This is a genomic window from Rhizobium sp. 05N430 (assembly GCF_056396985.1).
Genome location: NZ_JBFTMO010000005.1, coordinates 177,666 through 196,894, shown reverse-complemented (window position 1 = coordinate 196,894; position 19,229 = coordinate 177,666). Strand labels below are relative to the sequence as shown.

General features: G+C 60.5%; 20 protein-coding genes and 1 tRNA gene. 14 read left to right on the top strand and 7 right to left on the bottom strand.

All coding sequences use genetic code 11. The features are described 5' to 3' along the window. Positions 1 to 6 precede the first annotated feature (6 nt). From AC1DJO_RS13725 to pncB, 3 genes are all read left to right on the top strand, one after another. Positions 7 to 966, top strand: coding sequence for a 2-hydroxyacid dehydrogenase (locus tag AC1DJO_RS13725; protein WP_477971108.1), 960 nt, complete (start codon positions 7 to 9; stop codon positions 964 to 966). Positions 967 to 1,067: 101 nt separating this feature from the next. Beyond that, the gene (locus tag AC1DJO_RS13720; RefSeq protein WP_477971106.1) at positions 1,068 to 1,412 is read left to right on the top strand and encodes a hypothetical protein; all 345 of its coding nucleotides are present in this window, start codon (positions 1,068 to 1,070) and stop codon (positions 1,410 to 1,412) included. A 166-nt stretch (positions 1,413 to 1,578) separates the two neighbouring features. Beyond that, a complete protein-coding gene (gene pncB / locus AC1DJO_RS13715) occupies positions 1,579 to 2,883 on the top strand; it encodes a nicotinate phosphoribosyltransferase (RefSeq protein WP_112385075.1) in 1,305 nt (434 codons plus the stop codon). Here pncB and AC1DJO_RS13710 read toward each other — a convergent pair. Beyond that, a complete protein-coding gene (locus AC1DJO_RS13710) occupies positions 2,880 to 3,074 on the bottom strand; it encodes a DUF2735 domain-containing protein (protein ID WP_112514244.1) in 195 nt (64 codons plus the stop codon). The genes pncB and AC1DJO_RS13710 overlap by 4 nt on opposite strands. Positions 3,075 to 3,466: 392 nt before the next feature. Between AC1DJO_RS13710 and AC1DJO_RS13705 the strand changes: the two genes are divergently transcribed. Both AC1DJO_RS13705 and AC1DJO_RS13700 read left to right on the top strand, forming a co-directional pair. Further along, positions 3,467 to 4,507: a glutamine synthetase beta-grasp domain-containing protein gene (locus tag AC1DJO_RS13705; RefSeq protein WP_112385077.1), complete on the top strand. Its 1,041-nt coding sequence runs from the start codon at positions 3,467 to 3,469 to the stop codon at positions 4,505 to 4,507. A gap of 104 nt (positions 4,508 to 4,611) precedes the next feature. Beyond that, positions 4,612 to 5,853, top strand: a complete 1,242-nt coding sequence (locus AC1DJO_RS13700) for a DUF763 domain-containing protein (RefSeq protein ID WP_477971104.1) — start codon at positions 4,612 to 4,614, stop codon at positions 5,851 to 5,853. Between the two features lie 8 nt (positions 5,854 to 5,861). Here AC1DJO_RS13700 and AC1DJO_RS13695 read toward each other — a convergent pair whose 3' ends face one another. Next, positions 5,862 to 6,596 (bottom strand): potassium channel family protein, encoded by a 735-nt coding sequence (locus AC1DJO_RS13695; protein ID WP_477971102.1) that lies wholly within the window; start codon positions 6,594 to 6,596, stop codon positions 5,862 to 5,864. A 126-nt stretch (positions 6,597 to 6,722) separates the two neighbouring features. Continuing rightward, positions 6,723 to 6,812: transfer RNA gene (locus AC1DJO_RS13690), tRNA-Ser, on the bottom strand. 225 nt (positions 6,813 to 7,037) lie between these two features. On the opposite strand from AC1DJO_RS13690, the gene AC1DJO_RS13685 reads away from it, so the two are divergent. The 9 genes from AC1DJO_RS13685 (at position 7,038) to deoA (ending at position 15,534) form a co-directional block, all read left to right on the top strand. Further along, complete coding sequence (locus AC1DJO_RS13685) at positions 7,038 to 7,355, top strand: hypothetical protein (RefSeq protein WP_112385376.1); 318 nt, start codon at positions 7,038 to 7,040, stop codon at positions 7,353 to 7,355. A 236-nt stretch (positions 7,356 to 7,591) separates the two neighbouring features. Next, positions 7,592 to 8,584 (top strand): BMP family lipoprotein, encoded by a 993-nt coding sequence (locus AC1DJO_RS13680; protein ID WP_310293566.1) that lies wholly within the window; start codon positions 7,592 to 7,594, stop codon positions 8,582 to 8,584. Positions 8,585 to 8,655: 71 nt separating this feature from the next. Beyond that, positions 8,656 to 10,167 carry an ABC transporter ATP-binding protein gene (locus tag AC1DJO_RS13675; protein ID WP_477938776.1) on the top strand — a complete coding sequence of 504 codons (1,512 nt, stop codon included), beginning with the start codon at positions 8,656 to 8,658 and terminating at the stop codon, positions 10,165 to 10,167. A gap of 7 nt (positions 10,168 to 10,174) precedes the next feature. Next, a complete protein-coding gene (locus tag AC1DJO_RS13670; protein WP_477971100.1) occupies positions 10,175 to 11,278 on the top strand; it encodes an ABC transporter permease in 1,104 nt (367 codons plus the stop codon). A 9-nt stretch (positions 11,279 to 11,287) separates the two neighbouring features. Next, a complete protein-coding gene (locus AC1DJO_RS13665; RefSeq protein ID WP_477971098.1) occupies positions 11,288 to 12,259 on the top strand; it encodes an ABC transporter permease in 972 nt (323 codons plus the stop codon). Positions 12,260 to 12,262: 3 nt separating this feature from the next. Beyond that, the gene (locus AC1DJO_RS13660; protein ID WP_037130908.1) at positions 12,263 to 12,652 is read left to right on the top strand and encodes a cytidine deaminase; all 390 of its coding nucleotides are present in this window, start codon (positions 12,263 to 12,265) and stop codon (positions 12,650 to 12,652) included. Continuing rightward, a complete protein-coding gene (locus tag AC1DJO_RS13655; protein ID WP_477971096.1) occupies positions 12,649 to 13,458 on the top strand; it encodes a purine-nucleoside phosphorylase in 810 nt (269 codons plus the stop codon). Before AC1DJO_RS13660 ends, AC1DJO_RS13655 begins: the two co-directional genes overlap by 4 nt. Continuing rightward, positions 13,451 to 14,224: a deoxyribose-phosphate aldolase gene (gene deoC / locus AC1DJO_RS13650; protein WP_477971094.1), complete on the top strand. Its 774-nt coding sequence runs from the start codon at positions 13,451 to 13,453 to the stop codon at positions 14,222 to 14,224. Before AC1DJO_RS13655 ends, deoC begins: the two co-directional genes overlap by 8 nt. A 2-nt stretch (positions 14,225 to 14,226) precedes the next feature. Then, a complete protein-coding gene (deoA, locus tag AC1DJO_RS13645; protein ID WP_477971092.1) occupies positions 14,227 to 15,534 on the top strand; it encodes a thymidine phosphorylase in 1,308 nt (435 codons plus the stop codon). On the opposite strand, the gene AC1DJO_RS13640 is transcribed toward deoA, so the two are convergent. The 4 genes from AC1DJO_RS13640 to AC1DJO_RS13625 all read right to left on the bottom strand — a co-directional run bounded on the left by AC1DJO_RS13640 (position 15,535) and on the right by AC1DJO_RS13625 (position 19,157). After that, a complete protein-coding gene (locus AC1DJO_RS13640) occupies positions 15,535 to 16,107 on the bottom strand; it encodes a TIGR02281 family clan AA aspartic protease (protein ID WP_112540000.1) in 573 nt (190 codons plus the stop codon). Positions 16,108 to 16,234: 127 nt separating this feature from the next. After that, the gene (upp, locus tag AC1DJO_RS13635) at positions 16,235 to 16,864 is read right to left on the bottom strand and encodes a uracil phosphoribosyltransferase (RefSeq protein WP_112385089.1); all 630 of its coding nucleotides are present in this window, start codon (positions 16,862 to 16,864) and stop codon (positions 16,235 to 16,237) included. 107 nt (positions 16,865 to 16,971) lie between these two features. Next, on the bottom strand, positions 16,972 to 17,940 hold the full coding sequence (locus tag AC1DJO_RS13630; RefSeq protein WP_477971090.1) for an adenosine deaminase: 969 nt from the start codon (positions 17,938 to 17,940) through the stop codon (positions 16,972 to 16,974). Beyond that, positions 17,937 to 19,157, bottom strand: a complete 1,221-nt coding sequence (locus AC1DJO_RS13625) for a phosphopentomutase (protein WP_477971088.1) — start codon at positions 19,155 to 19,157, stop codon at positions 17,937 to 17,939. Before AC1DJO_RS13625 ends, AC1DJO_RS13630 begins: the two co-directional genes overlap by 4 nt. Positions 19,158 to 19,229: the final 72 nt, after the last annotated feature.

Here is a 19,229-nt window from a genome sequence, read left to right as displayed (position 1 = left end):
AAGACCATGTCCGCAAGACCGCCCGTTCTCGTCGATCTCAAGTTTAATCCTGAGGGTATCGCCCGCATCTTGAAAACCGCCTTTGCGGGCCGCGGCAGCATCAGCATTGCCGATCCCACGAGCAAGGGCAGGGATCTCAGCGCCTGCGAATACGCGCTGCTCTGGAAGCCGGATGCCGATCTTTTCGACCGGGCGCCAAACCTGAAGATCATTTTTTCCGGTGGTGCCGGCGTCGACAGCATCATGACGCTTCCCGGTCTGCCCGACGTGCCGATCGTCCGCTTCGTCGATCGCAGCCTGACGGTGCGGATGAGCGAATGGGTGGTGATGCAGTGCCTCATGCATCTGCGCGATCAGCGGGGACACGACCAGCATCAGCGTGATCGCGTCTGGGGCAAGATGGCGCCGCCAGAAGCTGCCGAAATCACCGTCGGCGTGATGGGCCTCGGCGTGCTCGGCCAGGATGCCGTCCGCAAGCTCAAGGTCATGGGTTTCGACGTCATCGGCTGGTCGCGCACCAGAAAAGACCTCGACGGCGTCGAGACATTCGATGCAGCCGAACTCGATGTCTTTCTGTCGAAGACCGATATTCTCGTCGGCCTTCTGCCGCTGACGCCCGAAACGATGGGTTTCTATAACGCCGGCCTGTTCAGGAAGCTGCGCCAGGGCGGCGCGCTCGGCAAACCTGTTTTCATCAATGCCGGGCGCGGCAAGAGCCAGATCCAGAGCGATATCGTCGCGGCCATCGAAGGCGGCATACTCGGCGGCGCCTCGCTTGATGTTTTCGAAGTCGAGCCGCTGCCGGCTGACGATCCGCTCTGGGGTCTCGACAGCGTCTTCATCACGCCACACGACGCCGCGATCTCGGAAGAAAACGCGCTCTTCCGGCATGTCGAGCAGCAGATCGTCCGCTTCGAAAAGGGCGAGCCGCTGCAGTTCCTCGTCGATCGCCGCGCGGGATACTGACCGGCCCGGCCGGGAACATTCGCCGTTTCTCTTCGTTGTTCTCACCGGAAGCTTTCGGGCAGGCCGCATTCCGGCTGTCCGCTTACCGGAAGGAGACAGGAATGGCGCATCAGATGGAAACCCGTTGGGAAAAATCCGATGGCAAGCTGCACGAGGAAGAACAGATTTCTCCGGTCAAGGCCAAACAGGGCCGGACCGGCCGCCGTGTCCTGACGGTTCTGATCGTCGCTCTGGTGCTCGCATTCATCGTCTGGATTCCAGTGGAGATCTGGGGCGGGCGTGAGGCGAGCGAGGTCTCTCCGCAGCAGCCCGGCCAGCAGATGCAGTCGCAGCAACCCGCAGCGCCGGCATCGCCATCGCTGCAGAACGGCACCGCGGTGCCGACGGAAACGCCCCCTGCAGGTAGCGCGCAGCCCAACGCACCGGCAACACCTTCCGCGCAATAACCGCATATGGGTCTGGCGGTCATCGCAAGCCCTGTCGTCCCGGACGGCAGGGCTTTGTATTTGCACTGGACTTTAGCCGCTGATTTTTCGATAAGAAGGCGCACGAGCCGGTCGTCGTGTGCCGGCCGCAGCGGTGGCCCCCGACCGGATTGGTATGGGGTGGAGCATGGCCAAGACCGATATCGCAAGACGGGTTTACAACCACGCCTGGAAACTGGACCCCATCGTCCGCAGTCTGATCGACACGGACTTCTACAAGCTTTTGATGTTGCAGATGATCTGGAAGCTCTATCCGGATGTGAATGCGACATTCACGCTGATCAACCGCACCAAGCGCGTGCATCTCGCCGAGGAGATCGATGAGGGCGAGTTGCGCGAGCAGCTGGATCATGCGCGCACGCTGCGTCTCTCCAAGAAGGAGATGATCTGGCTCGCCGGTAACAGCTTCTATGGCCGCGCACAGATCTTCGAGCCTGAATTCCTCGCCTGGTTCTCGCATTTCCAGCTGCCTGAATACGAGCTCTCGAAGAAGGATGGCCAATACGTGCTGGATTTCCACGGCTCCTGGAAAGAGACCACGATGTGGGAAATTCCGGCGCTCGCCATCATCAACGAGCTGCGGTCGCGCTCGGCGATGAAGGCGCTTGGACCGTTCACGCTGGATGTTCTCTATGCCCGCGCCAAGGCGCGGATGTGGTCGAAGGTCGAGCGACTGAAGGAACTGCCCGGATTGCGCATCTCCGATTTCGGCACGCGCCGCCGTCACAGCTTCCTGTGGCAGCGCTGGTGCGTTGAAGCCCTGAAGGAAGGCATCGGCCCGGCCTTCACCGGCACCAGCAACGTTCTGCTTGCCATGGATTCCGATCTCGAAGCGGTCGGTACGAATGCTCATGAACTGCCGATGGTGGCCGCGGCCCTCGCGGAGACCGACGACGACCTGCGCAAGGCGCCCTACAAGGTTCTGCGCGATTGGAACCGGCTTTATGGCGGCAATCTTCTGATCGTTCTGCCGGATGCTTTCGGCACCGCCGCTTTCCTGCGTGATGCGCCGGAATGGGTTGCCGACTGGACGGGTTTCCGCCCGGACAGCGCGCCGCCGGTCGAAGGCGGCGAGAAGATCATCGAATGGTGGAAGAAGATGGGCCGCGATCCGCGCCAGAAGCTTCTGATTTTTTCGGATGGCATGGATGTCGATGCGATTATCGACACCTACAAGCATTTCGAGGGCCGTGTTCGCATGAGCTTCGGTTGGGGGACGAACCTCACTAACGATTTCGTGGGCTGCGCGCCCATCGATATGTCCGGCCTCGATCCGATCTCGATTGTCTGCAAGGTCAGCGACGCGAATGGCCGGCCGGCCGTCAAACTCTCCGACAATCCTCAAAAAGCCACCGGTGAACCGGGCGAGGTTGAGCGGTATCTGAAGATCTTCGGCAGCGAAGATCGCGTTGATCAGGCGGTCTTCGTTTAAGCCTGCGGTTTGCGGTTATTCTCTTCGTCCTCGCGGATCGCATCCTGATGATACCAGCTGTCGAAAGCGGCATCGCAAATATCCGGATCGATATCCAGCGGCTGACGGGCGCCGAAGCGTTCGCCGGCGCGGCGCAATTTCACCGGAAACTGGTAGATCTTGGCGGTTTCGCCATGAACGTTTGTCGGCATCCTATTTGCCTTCCCTTATCGACATTCGTCGTTTAGTCGGACCGTCACAATAGCAGATTGCACATGAATTATGCAAATTGCACAAAATAGCGCCAATTGCTGTGCTCTTCGTAAGCGATTGATAAAGTGCGCGAAATACGATGGTGCTCCTGCATCTTTTTCAGGCGTTTGCACTTTCAAAAGAAAAACGCGCCGTTACCGGCCCGGTTCCCGTCTAACCCCAAGCTTTTATTGAAAGTTAACGCCTTGCGCCGCGGTCTCCCTGCCTGCGCGTTTTGACGCACCCTCAGGCGCATCCGCCAAACTGGCACGCCACGTGCTTGGTACTGTGCATCCGCTGGTGAAACGCACCCTCAGGATTTGTGACACGCACACGTTTGAGAGACTGGCCAATGACAAAGTATAAGCTCGAGTACATCTGGCTCGATGGGTACACTCCGGTACCGAATCTGCGCGGCAAGACGCAGGTCAAGGAATTTGCTGAATTTCCGACCCTGGAACAGCTTCCGCTCTGGGGCTTCGATGGCTCCTCGACAATGCAGGCTGAAGGCCGCAGCTCGGATTGCGTGCTGAAGCCTGTCGCTATCTATCCTGACCCGGCCCGTACCAACGGCGTCCTCGTCATGTGCGAAGTCATGATGCCCGACGGCGTCACCCCGCATCCTTCCAACAGCCGCGCAACCATCCTTGACGACGAAGATGCGTGGTTCGGTTTCGAGCAGGAATATTTCTTCTACGAGAACGGCCGTCCGCTCGGCTTCCCTGAGCAGGGCTACCCGGCTCCGCAGGGTCCGTATTATTGCGGCGTCGGTTCCTCTAACGTTGGCCCGGTCGCTCGCGAAATCGTCGAAGAGCATCTCGACCAGTGCCTTGCTGCCGGCATCAACCATGAAGGCATCAACGCTGAAGTTGCCAAGGGCCAGTGGGAATTCCAGATTTTCGGCAAGGGCTCCAAGCGCGCTGCTGACCAGATCTGGATGGCTCGCTACCTGCTGCAGCGCCTGACTGAACAGTACGGCATCGATATCGAATATCACTGCAAGCCGCTCGGCGACACCGACTGGAACGGCTCGGGCATGCACTGCAACTTCTCGACCAAGTTCATGCGCGAAGTTGGCGGCAAGGCCTATTTCGAGGCTCTGATGGGTCAGTTCGAAAAGAACCTCGAAGCTCATATCGCCGTTTACGGTCCGGACAACGACAAGCGCCTGACCGGCAAGCACGAAACTGCTCCGTGGAACAAGTTCTCCTACGGCGTTGCTGACCGTGGCGCATCGATCCGCGTGCCGCACTCCTTCGTCAAGAACGATTACAAGGGCTACCTGGAAGATCGCCGCCCGAACTCGCAGGGCTGCCCTTACCAGATCGCTTCCCAGGTTCTGAAGACGATTTCGGAAGTGCCGACCGAAAGCTACGCTTCGGCTGCTGCATAATCCAAAGAGGTTTTCCTCCCAAGGGCGCCGGCTGCTTGCAGCCGGCGTTTTCTTTTTGAAGGACCGGTTTCCTTCGGCCGCGCGACGCAGCTATAATTGCGTCCATGGCTCAAAGAGCAGGCAGCGCCGATCTTCCCCTGCATGGCGGCAGGGTTCCCAAATGGCTGGGCGACCGGATGACGAAGCTCGGTGCGGTGATCACCGAAGCGATCGTGCATCACTACGGCCGCGATGAATTCCTGCGCCGCCTCGCACATCCTTTCTGGTTCCAGTCCTTCGGCGCCGTCATGGGCATGGACTGGCATTCATCGGGCATCACCACCAGTGTGCTCGGCGCGCTGAAGCGTGGGCTGACGCCGCTCTCCGGTGAGCTCGGCCTGCATGTCTGCGGCGGTCGTGGCGCGCAATCGCGGCGCACGCCGGATGAGCTTGCCGCGATCGGCAACCGTGTCGGCATCGACGGAATCTCGCTGGCGCAGACAAGCCGCCTTGTCGCCAAGGTCGATAGCGCTGCCCTGCAGGATGGTTTCGATCTCTATCTGCACGGCTTCATCGTCACCGACGACGGCAAATGGGTGGTGGTTCAGCAGGGGATGAACGGCGACAACAGGCAGGCTCGCCGCTACCACTGGCTATCCGAGGGGCTGGAAAGCTTTGTCAACTCGCCGCACGCGGCGATCGAGGGCCGCAGCCAGGGCAATATCGTCAATCTCGCCGACAAGCGGGCGGAACGCTCGCGTGCCGGACAGCTCGATCTCCTCGCAACGCTCGGCCCCGACCGAATCGTCCGCGAAGCCGCCGCGCTGGCGCTCGGCACGGCAAAGCCCGCCCCGCTGCCCGACCAGATGCTCTTGCCGCACCTGATCATGCCCGCGCATCACGATGTCCGCGAAAAGGACGTCAACATGAAGCGGCTGCACGGCAATCTGGCTGCCGCCGCCGATCGTGGCCCTGAAGATTTCGAGCAGCTTCTCCTCGTTCCCGGCGTCGGCGCCCGCACCGTCCAGGCGCTCGCCATGGTCGCCGAAGTGGTGCACGGGGCTCCCTACCGCTTTTCAGACCCCGCCCGCTTCTCGATCGCCCACGGCGGCAAGGACCGGCATCCGTTCCCGGTGCCACTGAAGGTCTATGACGAAACGATCAAGGTCATGAAATCGGCGGTTCACAAGGGCCGCCTCGGGCGCGAGGAAGAGCTTGAGGCCCTCAAGCGCCTTGACGACCAGTCCCGCCAGCTGGAGCGCTACGTGACCGGGCCTGATCTCAAGGAGATCGTTGCCGGAGAATTCAGGAACTCGCCGGAATGGGGCGGCCGCAGTGTGTTCGGCTGGGAGGGTGAGGAGAGGTAATCTGCCTCTCATGCCCCTTCATCGGGAATGTTCAGGATATGGCCGCAGGCCTTGCAATGCACTGCATCGGCATCATGCCGCTGCAACCCGCATTGCGGGCAGGGGAACGTCACTTTGAACGGACGTACGACAGCCTGAGCCAGGCGCACGAACAGAGAGATGCCGATGATCATCGTCACGATCGACGTCAGCTTGCCGAGTGTTCCCGGCAGGGTGATGTCCCCGAAACCCGTTGTCGTTACCGTCGCAACCGTAAAATAAAGAGCATCGACGAGGCCGGTGATGCCGGGAAGGCCGCGGAAAAAGAACGTGTAGACGAAGCCCGTGACGAGAAACAGAAAGACGATGACGTTGATCGAAGCCCGCATCACATCTTCCAGATGCCTCAAACCGCAATAACGAAGCAGAACTTTGAGAAGCGCGCTCTGGCCGATCGTCCAGATGCGGATTGCCCGCAGGAAGGCGAAGTTGAACAGCAACTCCGGCAACAGCAGCGTCAGTAGCACGAATATGTCGATCCAGGTGATCGGCCTCTTCAGCCAGTCGCCGAGATTGCGTTCGATCAGCGCCCGCGCGCAAAGCTCGAGCCCGATCCAGACGGCAATCGAATAGTCGATGATCGGGTAGGATGGGCCTGAGCGCAGATAAGGACCAAGAACGAAGAAGGCGAGGATTGCGAGATCGACGACAGCCAGAACGGCCTGAAACGTGATCGCCTTCTGTTCGCGCCCCAGATAGAGCACGCGCAGTCTCTGGCGAAGGTTGGTGGGCCCTGATGTCTCAGGCGGTCGCGTCCCGTCATTCATCCGCAGGAACATATGCGGCGCAGCACCTGCTTCAAGCACACGTCGAGGAAACGAAAAGGAAAATGGCGGACAAGGTGGGATTCGAACCCACGGTACGCTTTCACGCACACACGCGTTCCAGGCGTGCGCCTTAAACCACTCGGCCACCTGTCCTGCTATTTCGATCCGCATCGTCAAACGCAAATCGTTGGAACGGCGCGATATATACCGATGAATTTTCGGGGATCAACCTAAATCTAACAGTTTTTTGACTTCTTCGGATAAAACTCCGCTCGCGTCATCCATTGCACTTTAGAAGGCTCGGATTTATCCTGCCTTTGAGGGTGGAAAATGGCGTGGCTGGCCGGGGTTTTCGGCATGAGTGCGCCGGAGGGTTTTATGCGTTTCTTGTTGCGTTTGAGTAGTCTTGTCGCGCTTGCCGTTGCGGTGATCGCGGGAACCATCGATTCCATCCAGTCGGTCGCAGCCTCAGCTGTGGTGATGACGCCCATGGGGGATGCCTGGCAGGATGTCAGCCCCGCTTCGCTGGTGGCTCTGCAATCGTCGATCGCCTATTATGTTCATCCGCGCTTCTACACCTTCATTTTCCAGTGGCTGATGTTGCAGCCCGCTTTCGGCGTGTTTCTGGTGCTGGCGCTGCTTCTCTGGATGGTCGGATATAAGAAGCCCCCGGTTGCAGGCCGGTTCACGGCCTGATCACCGAAAAAGCAGTTTGTTGGCGGCTTTTGCGCAGAAATCAGCCTGATTGAACTGTTTTTCGGCATCCCCGGCAAATTTTTACCACCCGAAAAATTTCTCGTGAAATTTTCATTCAGCCATGCAAGGATGCGCGAAGCCAGGTCTCCGGGGGGAGGCCGGTGGTTCCGCAGACATGCCTCGAAGAAGGCTTGCGGGAGGACCCCAAACAAATAGCAACAACAGGGCTGCAACTCATGAAAAAAACCCTCCTTTCGCTTTTGGCCGTGGCCGCGATGTCCACGACGGCGCTCGCCGCCGACGTCAAGCCGGCTCTGGTTTACGGCACCGGCGGAAAGTTCGACAAGTCCTTCAACGAAGCTGCCTACAATGGCGCTGAGAAGTTCAAGAAGGAAACCGGTATCGCTTACCGCGACTTCGAACCAACAGGCGATACGCAAGGCGAGCAGGCAATCCGCAACTTCGCAAGCCGCGGCTTCAATCCGGTTGTCGCCGTTTCCTTCGCCTGGACCTCGGCCGTAGAAAAGGTCGCTGCAGAATTCCCGGACACGAAGTTCATCATCGTTGACGCCGTCGTCGACAAGCCGAACGTCCGCTCGGTCGTCTACAAGGAAGAAGAAGGCTCCTTCCTCGTTGGCGTTCTCGCCGGCCTGGCATCGAAGACCGGCAAGGTCGGCTTCGTTGGCGGCATGGACATCCCGCTGATCCGCAAGTTCGAATGCGGCTATGAGCAGGGCGCGCGCTCGGTCAAGGCCGACGTCGAAGTGTTCCAGAACATGACCGGCACCACCGGTGCTGCATGGAACGACCCGGTTCGCGGTGGCGAGCTCACCAAGAACCAGATCGACCAGGGCGCTGACGTCGTTTACGCGGCAGCTGGCGCAACCGGTCTCGGCGTTCTCCAGACCGCTGCCGACAACAAGAAGCTGTCGATCGGCGTCGATTCCAACCAGAACTACCTGCATCCGGGCTCCGTCCTGACCTCGATGGTCAAGCGCGTCGACCTGGCTGTATACAACGCTTATGCCGACACCAAGGCTGACAAGTTCACCGGTGGCGTTCAGGCTCTCGGCGTCAAGGAAGACGGCGTTGCTGCTGCGATCGACGACAACAACAAGGCGTTGATCACCCCGGAAATGCAGGCTGCTGTCGACAAGGCAAAGGCTGACATCATCGCAGGAACCATCAAGGTTCACGACTACACCACGGACAACGCTTGCCCGAAGTGATCCGCGATTGAGATGGGCGTATGGCGTGTTGATTTTACCGCCATACGCCCTTTTCTTATTTGGAGCCTGCTGTGACAGACACGCCCGCAATCGAACTCGTGGGCATCGATAAGAAATTCGGTGCCGTCCACGCGAACAAGGACATCAATCTTACCGTTGCCAAGGGGTCCATCCATGGCATCATCGGCGAAAACGGTGCCGGTAAGTCGACTTTGATGTCGATCATCTACGGTTTCTATCATGCCGACGCCGGTGAAATCCGCGTCAACGGCACGCCGATCTCGATCCGCGACAGCCAGACGGCGATCGCCGCCGGTATTGGCATGGTGCACCAGCACTTCATGCTGGTCGATAATTTCACGGTGCTCGAGAACATCATGCTCGGCGCTGAAGGCGGAGCGCTGCTCGCCCGTGGCGTTGCTGCGGCGCGCGCCGAGCTGAAGCGGCTGGAAAAGGAATACGGCCTGGAGGTCAACCCGGATGCGCTGATCGAGCAGCTTCCCGTCGGCCTGCAGCAGCGCGTCGAAATCCTGAAAGCGATGTATAGAGGTGCCGAGATCCTGATTCTCGACGAGCCGACGGGCGTGTTGACGCCTGCCGAGGCCGATCACCTTTTCCGCATCCTCAAGGTGCTGCGCGACCAGGGCAAGACCGTTATTCTCATAACCCATAAGCTGCGCGAGATCATGGCGATTACCGATACGGTGTCGGTCATGCGCCGCGGCGAGATGGTGGCGACCCGTAAGACCTCGGAAACGACGGTCGAGGAACTCGCCGAGCTGATGGTCGGACGCCGTGTCCTGCTGCGCGTCCAGAAGGGCGAGGCCAATCCGGGCAAGGTCATCCTGTCGGTCAAGAATCTGACGGTGAAGGACAACCGAGGCGTCACCATGGTCGATAACGTCTCCTTCGACGTCCGCGCCGGAGAAATCGTCGGCATTGCCGGCGTCGCCGGCAACGGCCAGTCGGAATTGCTGGAAGCGATCGCCGGTATCCGCAAGCCCGCCTCGGGAGAAATTCTGCTCGATGGCCAGTCGATCGAAAAGGCAGATCCCGCGCGTCTGCGCGAACTCGGTCTCGCCCATATTCCCGAAGACCGCCATCACATGGGTCTGGTTTTGAAGTTCGAGGAATACGAAAACTCGGTCCTCGGCTATCACCGCAATCCGGCCTACAGCAAAGGTCCGATTCTCGATCTCGATGCGATCCGCAAGGACGCCATGGAAAAGATCGAAAAATACGACATCCGGCCGCCGAATCCGCGGCTGAAGACCGCAAATTTCTCCGGCGGCAACCAGCAGAAGATCGTCGTTGCCCGTGAAATCGAGCGTGATCCGACGGCCCTGATCATTGGTCAGCCGACCCGCGGCGTCGATATCGGCGCCATCGAATTCATCCACCGCCGGATCATAGAAATGCGCGACGCGGGCAAGGCGATCCTGCTCGTCTCCGTCGAGCTCGATGAAATCCGCTCCCTTTCAGACCGTATCCTTGTCATGTTTGCCGGCCATGTCGTCGGTGAGAAGACGCCCGATGCCGGTGAACAGACCCTCGGCCTGATGATGGCCGGCATTGCCGCGTGAGGCCTTTATGAGCACTGCTTCAGTCCCACTGCCCAAATGGATCAATTACGGCCTGATCCCGATCTTGAATCTTCTCGTCGCCTTCCTGATCTCCGGCTTCGTTGTCTGGCTGATCGGCGAGAGCCCGCTCGACGCGCTGTCGCTGCTGATCGAGGGTGCGCTCGGGAGCGGCGAAGGCATCGGCTTCACGCTGTTCTATGCGACGAGCTTCATCTTCACCGGTCTTTCTGTCGCCGTCGCCATCCATGCGGGCCTCTTCAATATCGGCTCCGAAGGACAGGCCTATCTCGGCGGTCTCGGCTGTGCGCTGGTGGCACTCGCCCTTGATAAGTACGTGCCCTGGTACGTGACGATGCCGCTCGCCGTCATCGGCGCTGGCATCTTCGGTGCAGCATGGGCTCTGGTGCCAGCCTATTTGCAGGCCAAGCGCGGCAGCCACATCGTCATCACCACCATCATGTTCAACTATATCGGCGCTGCGCTGATGGTTTACCTGCTGGTGCATGTATTGATCGTGCCGGGCAAGATGGCCCCTGAAACCCGCACCTTCCTCGATGGCGGGCAGCTGCCGAAGCTCGGCTGGGTCATGGAAATGTTCGGCGGCAAGCTCGGCGCGGCCCCGTTCAACGTCTCCTTTGTTATCGCGCTTGTCGTTGCCTGGCTGGTCTGGCTGCTGATCTGGCGCACCAAGCTCGGCTTCGAGATGCGCACGCTCGGCGTCAGCCCGACGGCTGCCGCCTATGCCGGTATTCCCTATGCCCGCACCGTCATGATCGCCATGCTGCTCTCAGGTGCCCTGGCTGGCATGATGGCATTGAACCCGGTCATGGGCGCGTCCGCGCGCCTGCAGGTCGAATTCGTGGGCGGCGCAGGCTTCGTCGGTATCGCCGTATCGCTGATGGGCCGAAACCACCCCGTCGGCATCATTCTGGCGGCAATCCTGTTCGGCATCCTCTATCAGGGCGGCGACTGGATCTCCTTCGAGATGCCGAACATCACCCGCGAGATGATCCTGGTCATCCAGGGTCTGGTCATCCTGTTTGCCGGTGCGCTCGAATATATGTTCCGCCCGGCGCTGGTCCGCATCTATCAGCAGTTCAAGGGCAAGTGAGGGCGCACGATGGATTACTATGACATCTTCATCAGCGTTCTCAGCTCAACGATCCGCCTGTCGATCCCGCTGATTTTCACCGCACTCGCCGGCCTCTTTTCCGAACGCGCCGGCGTCTTCGATATCGGCCTCGAAGGTAAGATGCTGGGCTCGGCCTTCGCCGCTGCCTGTGTTGCCTACATCACGGACTCGGCATGGCTCGGTCTCGTCGCGGGCGTGCTCTGCTCCGTGGCGCTCAGCCTAGTCCACGGTTTTGCCTCGATCACCAATCGCGGCAACCAGATCATCTCGGGCGTCGCCATCAACTTCTTCGTCGCAGGCATCACCATCGTGCTCGGTCAGGCTTGGTTCGGGCAGGGCGGACGTACGCCGCAGCTGGCGGGCGACGCCCGTTTCACGCCGATCACGCTGCCCGGCGCCGATGCGATGCGCGAAGTGCCGGTCATCGGTCCGCTCTATGCCAATGTCATCTCCGGCAACAACATCCTGACCTATCTGGCCTTCGTCGCCGTGCCGCTGTCCTGGTGGGTCCTCTACCGCACGCGTTTCGGCCTTCGCCTGCGCGCCGTCGGTGAAAACCCGGGCGCGGTCGATACTGCCGGCATTTCGGTCACCTGGCTGCGCTACCGCGCCGTGATGTGCGCCGGTATTCTCTGCGGCTTCTCCGGCACCTATCTGGCCATCGCCCAGTCGGCGGCCTTCATCAAGGACATGTCGGCCGGTAAAGGCTATATCGCCCTGGCAGCACTTGTCTTCGCCAAGTGGAAGCCGGTCCCCGTCATGTTCGCCTGCCTGCTTTTCGGCTTCCTCGATGCGCTGGCAAACTTCATGCAGGGCAAGGAAGTGCCGCTGATCGGCGAAGTGCCGGTGCAGATTTTCCAGGCGCTGCCCTATATTCTCACCTGCGTGCTGCTTGCCGGTTTCATCGGCGTTGCAACCCCGCCGAAGGCCGGCGGCGTGCCCTATACGAAAGAACGTTAAACCATGTCCCACGATCTGTTCGAAGCCGCACGCGGCGCCATGGCCTTCGCCCACGCACCATACTCGAAATTTCCCGTCGGCGCGGCGATCCGCGCCGAGGACGGCAAGGTCTATACCGGCGCCAACATCGAGAACCTGTCCTTCCCGCAGGGCTGGTGTGCCGAACCGACGGCAATCAGTGCCATGATCATGGGCGGCGCCAAGAAGATCGTCGAAATGGCCGTCATCGCCGAGAAGCTGCCGCTCTGCCCGCCCTGCGGCGGCTGCCGCCAGAAGATCTCGGAATTTGCCTCGAAGGACACGAAGATCTACCTCTGCGACGAGGTGGGCGTGAAGAAGACCATGACCATGGAGGAGCTTCTGCCCTTCAGCTTCGAGACCGAACTCGGATGAACGCGGCGATCGACCAGCTCGCTGGCAAGCTCGGCGGGCTCGTGCCGCGGCACGGGATCATTCTCGGTTCCGGCCTCGGTTCGCTCGTCGGCGAGCTGGAGAACCCGGTTCGCATTGCCTACAAGGATCTGCCCGGTTTCCCAGTGAGCGCCGTATCCGGCCATGCAGGCGAGGTTGTTGCCGGCCGCCTCGGCGGCGTCCCCGTCATCATGTTGTCCGGCCGCGTGCACTTCTATGAGAAGGGCGATGCCAATGCCATGCGGCTGCCGATCGAGGTGCTGAAAGGCCTAGGCGTCCAGTCGCTGTTTCTGACCAATTCCGCCGGTTCGCTGCGCGAGGACATGCCGCCAGGATCAGTGATGCAGATTACTGACCACATCAACTATTCCGGCATGAATCCGCTGATCGGCGAGGAGAGCGATCACCGCTTCGTCGGCATGACCAATGCCTATGATGCGCAACTCTCCATCTCGATGCGCAAGGCCGCCGAAAAGCTCGGCATCACGCTGTCGCAGGGCGTCTATATGTGGTTCTCCGGGCCGAGCTTCGAAACGCCGGCCGAAATCCGTATGGCGCGCATTCTCGGTGCCGATGCTGTCGGCATGTCGACCGTGCCGGAAGTGATCATCGCCCGAATGTTGGGCCTCAGGGTTGCGGCAGCTTCTGTAATCACCAATTATGGGGCCGGCATGACCGGTGCCGAACTCAGCCACGACGAAACGAAAGACATGGCGCCCGTTGGCGGCGCGCGTCTCGCAGCCGTCCTCAAGGAAATGGTCGCGGGTGGAGGAAGCAACAATGACTAATCATACGCACAAGGAGACAGCGGCTGTCGCGCTCTCCCTGCTCGACCTGACGAACCTCAAGGACGATTGCACCGAAGCGCAGATCGATGCGCTCTGCGAACGCGCGCAAACGCCTTATGGCAATAGCGCTGCGATCTGCATCTGGCCGCGTTTCGTTGCGCGTGCTCGCACAGTACTCGGCAAGGGTCACAAGGTCAGGATCGCAACGGTCGTCAATTTCCCTTCGGGTGACATGGAAATTGCCGATGTCGCGGCCGAAACGCGCGAAGCGATCGCCGATGGCGCCGACGAGATCGATCTGGTCATTCCCTATAAGAAGTTCCTCGTGGGCAACGAAGAAGCCGTGACCCACATGGTCGCGGCGATCCGTGCCGAATGCGGCAGCGCGCTGCTGAAGGTGATCCTCGAGACGGGCGAGATCAAGGATCCCGCACTGATCCGCCGTGCCTCCGAACTGGCGATCGAGGCCGGGGCGGATTTCATCAAGACATCGACAGGTAAAGTCGCTGTCAACGCCACCCTCGAGGCTGCCGATATTATGCTTCGCGCCATTCGCCAGAGCGGCCGGAAGGTCGGTTTCAAGCCTGCCGGTGGCATCGGCTCTGTCGCCGACGCAGCACTCTATCTGAGCCTGGCTGAAACAATCATGACGCCGGACTGGCCGATGCCGTCGACCTTCCGGTTCGGCGCTTCTGGCGTTCTCGACGATATCCTGGCGGTGCTTGGTGGTACGCAGCCGGCGCCCGCCAAGGCCTCGAGCTACTGAGCATGATTCCGCAGGAGATCATCCGGCGCAAGCGCAACGGTGAGACGCTCTCCACCGAAGAGATCGAGGCGTTCATCGCAGCCCTCGCGGCCGGACGTCTATCGGAAGGCCAGATCGGCGCTTTTGCCATGGCCGTCTGGTTCAAGGGCATGACCCGCGCCGAGACGGTGGCGCTGACGCTCTCCATGGCGCGGTCGGGCGATATGCTCGATTGGAGAGACATCGAGCGGCCGATCGCCGACAAGCATTCCACAGGCGGTGTCGGCGATAACGTCTCGCTGATGCTGGCACCGATCGCCGCCGCCTGCGGCCTCGCCGTTCCAATGATATCGGGCCGCGGTCTCGGCCATACCGGTGGAACGCTCGACAAGCTGGAATCCATTCCCGGCTATGGAATTACACCTGATGCAGTCCTGTTCCGAAAAGCCGTCAAGGATGTCGGTTGCGCCATCATCGGCCAGACCGGATCCTTGGCGCCTGCGGATGGCAGGCTTTACGCCGTGCGCGATGTGACCGCGACCGTCGATTCCGTTCCGCTGATCACCGCGTCCATTCTCTCCAAGAAGCTGGCGGCTGGACTGCAGACCCTGGTGCTCGACGTCAAGACCGGAAACGGCGCCTTCATGACCGATCATGAGGAAGCGATGATCCTCGCCGCCGCGCTGGTCGAAGTTGCCAACGGCGCCGGGGTCAAGACATCGGCACTGATCACCGACATGAACCAGCCTCTGGCCGATGCCGCCGGTAATGCCGTCGAAATCTGGAACTGCCTCGATTTTCTCGCCGGCAAGAAGTCCGGCACGCGTTTGGAAGAGATCGTGCTTGCCTTTGCCGCAGAGATCTTGGTGAGCAGCGGCGTTTCCACCTCGTTGCCGGAAGGCGAGGCAATGGCGCGCAGCGCGCTCTCCTCGGGACGCGCCGCCGAAATATTTGGGCGCATGGTGAGCGTGCTCGGCGGCCCAGCTGACTTCGTCGAGAAACCATCCAAGTATCTGAAGGCCGCCGCTGTCCAGAAAACGGTCCTGGCGCCCGAGAGCGGCTGGCTTTCCAGTTGCAACGCCAGAGACGTTGGAATGGCCGTCATCGATCTCGGCGGCGGGCGCAGACACCCTTCGGACAAGATCGACCACAGTGTCGGCTTCTCCGATCTCATGCCGCTTGGAACGCAGGTCGAAAAGGGGCAACCGGTTGCAACAGTTCACGCAGCAGATGAAACTGCGGCCGCAAAGGCTGCAGCCGGTATTCTCGCCACCTATCGCATAGCCAGCGGCAAACCGGATCTGTCTGCCGTCATCTCAGGCCGCGTCTGATTACTGCTTGAGGCTTAGCGAGCCATCGGCGACCGAGTAGGACTGCAGCTTCTTCAGGAAGCTCATGCCGACAAGCGTCTGGGACAGCGCATCGTCCTTCAGCACGAAAGCTTCAACGCCCTGAACGCGAATGCCGCCGATTTCGACGCGGTCGAGCGTCACATGCGCTGCCTTCGTCTGGCCGTTGGCAGTATTGACCGCATAGCGGAAATCGAGCTGGTTGCCGCCGTAGCCGAGACGGCGCGCCAGGCTCTCGTTCAGCGCCACATAGGTGGCGCCTGTATCGATCATGCCCTGCACCGGCTTGCCATTGATCTTGAAGTCGCCATTGAAATGGCCCTGTGCGTCAGCCGGAAGGCGCATGGTGCCGCTGCCGTAAGCGGGCGCAGCAGGGGACGCGGCATCAGGCGCGGCTGAAACGTAATTGGCTGAAATGGGCTGGTTCGCGGGTTCCGGGCTTGTCGCCGTAAACAACGATGGCACCTGGGTCGCCAGCGCCGCAGCAATGCTCGCGAAAATGACCGTACGCATGAGCATGAAACAGAAATCCTTCCTGTATAAACCGCGCATCATGCGAGGCCTCATGCTTCAAGCAGCTACGCCATAATTGCTGACAAGTTGCTAACGCCTGATATCAAAAGGCCCGGATCGACTATCCGGGCCTTGTTTCTGCACTGATTTGGTAAATTCGGCGTTGAAATCACTTCGTTCCGTACATGCGGTCGCCGGCATCGCCGAGGCCAGGCATGATGTAGCCCTGCTCATTGAGATGGCTGTCGATCGAAGCGGTGAAGACCGGCACATCGGGATGCTCATCGCGGAAATTCTTCAGGCCCTCGGGGGCAGCCAGCAGGCAGAGGAAACGGATGTTGCGCGCACCGCGTTCCTTCAGCTTGTCGATCGCCGCGATTGCCGAATTGCCGGTGGCCAGCATAGGATCGACGACGATGATCAGGCGCTCGGAAATGTCTTCGGGTGCCTTGAAGAAATACTCGACAGGCTGCAGCGTTTCGTGATCGCGATAAACGCCGATATGCGAGACGCGAGCCGAGGGCACCAGGTCGAGCATGCCTTCGAGCAGGCCATTGCCGGCGCGCAGGATCGAGGCGAAAACCAGCTTCTTGCCTTCGAGCACCGGAGACTCGATCGTCTGCAGCGGTGTCTCGATGGTTTCCATCGTCAGCTCGAGATCGCGCGTGACCTCGTAGCAGAGCAGGGTGGAAATTTCGCGCAGCAACCGGCGGAAGCTGCCCGTCGATGTCTCCTTGCGCCGCATGATGGTCAGTTTGTGCTGAACAAGCGGGTGATCGATGACGGTGACGCCTTCCATGGCCAAGCCTTCCTCTGATTATCGTTATCGGACGTTTCTTCCATGGAAATCGCCCGGACTGCAAGAGTGCAGGCGATTTTCAGGGGATGATCCCCAGTCCGGCGGCCTCAGAGCTTCTCAAGCAGTGCCCGTCGAGTCTCCTCATCGACAAAGGCCGCCTCGATACCCGTCCGGGTCAGATCGTTGATTTCACTGTCGCTAAAGCCGAAGGCCTCCGAGGCCAGCTCGTATTCCCGCTTCAGCGACGTGTGGAAGAACGGCGGATCGTCGGAGCTGATGGTCACGCGTACGCCCGCTTCCTTCAGCTTTCGCAGAGGATGCGAGGCGAAATCGGGGAAAACCTTGAGCGCGATGTTCGATCCGGGGCAGACTTCCAGAACAGTGCCTTGATCGGCAAGCCGCTTGACGAGGTCGGGGTTCTCGATTGCGCGAACGCCATGGCCGATCCGTGAGGCGCGCACATCATTGAGTGCATCCTCGACGCTGAAGGCGCCGCAGACTTCACCGGCATGGATCGTCAGGCCAAGACCGGCATCGCGCGCAATATCGAAGGCGCGGGCATAATCCGCAACGCGGCCCATCCGCTCTTCGCCGGCGAGGTTGAAGCCTGTAATCAGCGGGTTCCTCGCTTCGGCGGCATATTCTGCTGCCCCGATCACGCTCTCAGGGCCGAAGTGGCGCTCGCCGGTGACGATCAGCCGTGCCTCGATGCCGTGAGTGGCTTTCGCCCGCCGGATACCTTCGCAAACACCGGCAATATAAGCGTCGGCCCCGAGGCCGATGCGCTTGCCATGATCGGGTGACACGATCAGCTCGCTATAGATCGTGCCGATACCGGCAAGTTCTTCGAGATAGGTTTCGGTCAGAAGCGCGTAGTCTTCCTCGGTCTTGTAGACCTCGGAGACCTTGTCATAGCACTCAAGGAAGCTGGCAAAATCATGCCAGACATAGGTGCCGTCGCGCAGATAAGGCGAGATATCGATATTGTATTTGCGCGCTTGCGCCAGCGTCAGCGCCGGTGGTGCCGCCCCTTCCAGGTGGCAGTGCAGTTCGACCTTCTTCAAATGCGATGTCATAGAAAACTTCTCCCATGCGACCCGGCGGCAATACCGAGATGCCGGGCAACCGTCTCGCCGATATCGGCATATGTTCTGCGGATCCCGATATCGCGCGAGCGCAGACCGGGGCCATAGGCAAGGATCGGCACGCGTTCGCGGGTATGGTCGGTTCCCCGCCATGTCGGATCGCAGCCATGATCGGCCGTCAGGATCACGAGATCGCCGGGCGCCAGCTTGCGATGTACATCGGGAAGGCGGGCGTCGAAGGCCTCGAGCGCGGCGGCATAACCCGGCACGTCGCGGCGGTGACCATAGACCATGTCGAAATCGACGAAATTGGTGAAGACCAGGTCGCCATCCTTCGCCTCGTCCATCGCTGCCAGTGACGCGTCCATCAGCGCATCGTTGCCGTTTGCCTTGATGACGCGGGAAACGCCTTGGTGGGCGAAGATATCGCCGATCTTGCCGACGGCGTGCACCTTGCGCTCGGCCTTCACCAGTCGGTCAAGCAGCGTCGGCTCCGGCGGCGGAACCGAGAAATCGCGGCGATTGCCGGTGCGCTCGAATGTCGAGACGGTTTCACCGATGAAGGGGCGGGCGATGACCCGGCCGATATTGTAGCTGTCGAGCAGAGCCCGGGCGATTCGGCAGAAACCAAGCAGGCGCTCGAGCCCGAAATGCTTCTCGTGCGCGGCAACCTGAAACACCGAATCTGCCGACGTGTAGCAGATCGGTTTGCCACTGCGGATATGCTCTTCGCCATACCGCGCGATGATGTCTGTGCCGGACGCGTGGCAATTGCCGAGAATACCGGGCACATCAGCGGCGCCGCAAAGAGCCTCGACGAGATGCGGCGGAAAGGCATCGCCCCCTGTTGGAAAGTAACCCCAGTCGAAAGTGACGGGCGTTCCGGCGATTTCCCAATGACCTGACGGCGTATCCTTGCCGCGGGAAACTTCGTTGGCGCAGCCGTGAATACCATAAACCTTTTCCGGTATCGGCATGCCCGCCGGCAGGCGTCCCGTGGCGGTCTTGGCGATGTCGAACAGACCGAGCGCCGACATGTTCGGCAGAAGCAGCGGCCCTGACCGCAAACCGGCGCGATCTGCAGCACCTGCCGCGCAGAATTCCGCAATATGGCCGAGCGTATCGGCACCCTCGTCGCCATAGCTGGCAGCATCAGGGGCGCCGCCGACACCGAAGGAATCAAGTACGAAGAGAAATGCACGTGCCATCATCAAACCAATCGCTATGCGGCCCGCGGGCCGTGATGGCGCTCAGGCATATAACGGTGTGGCGGGCTTGGC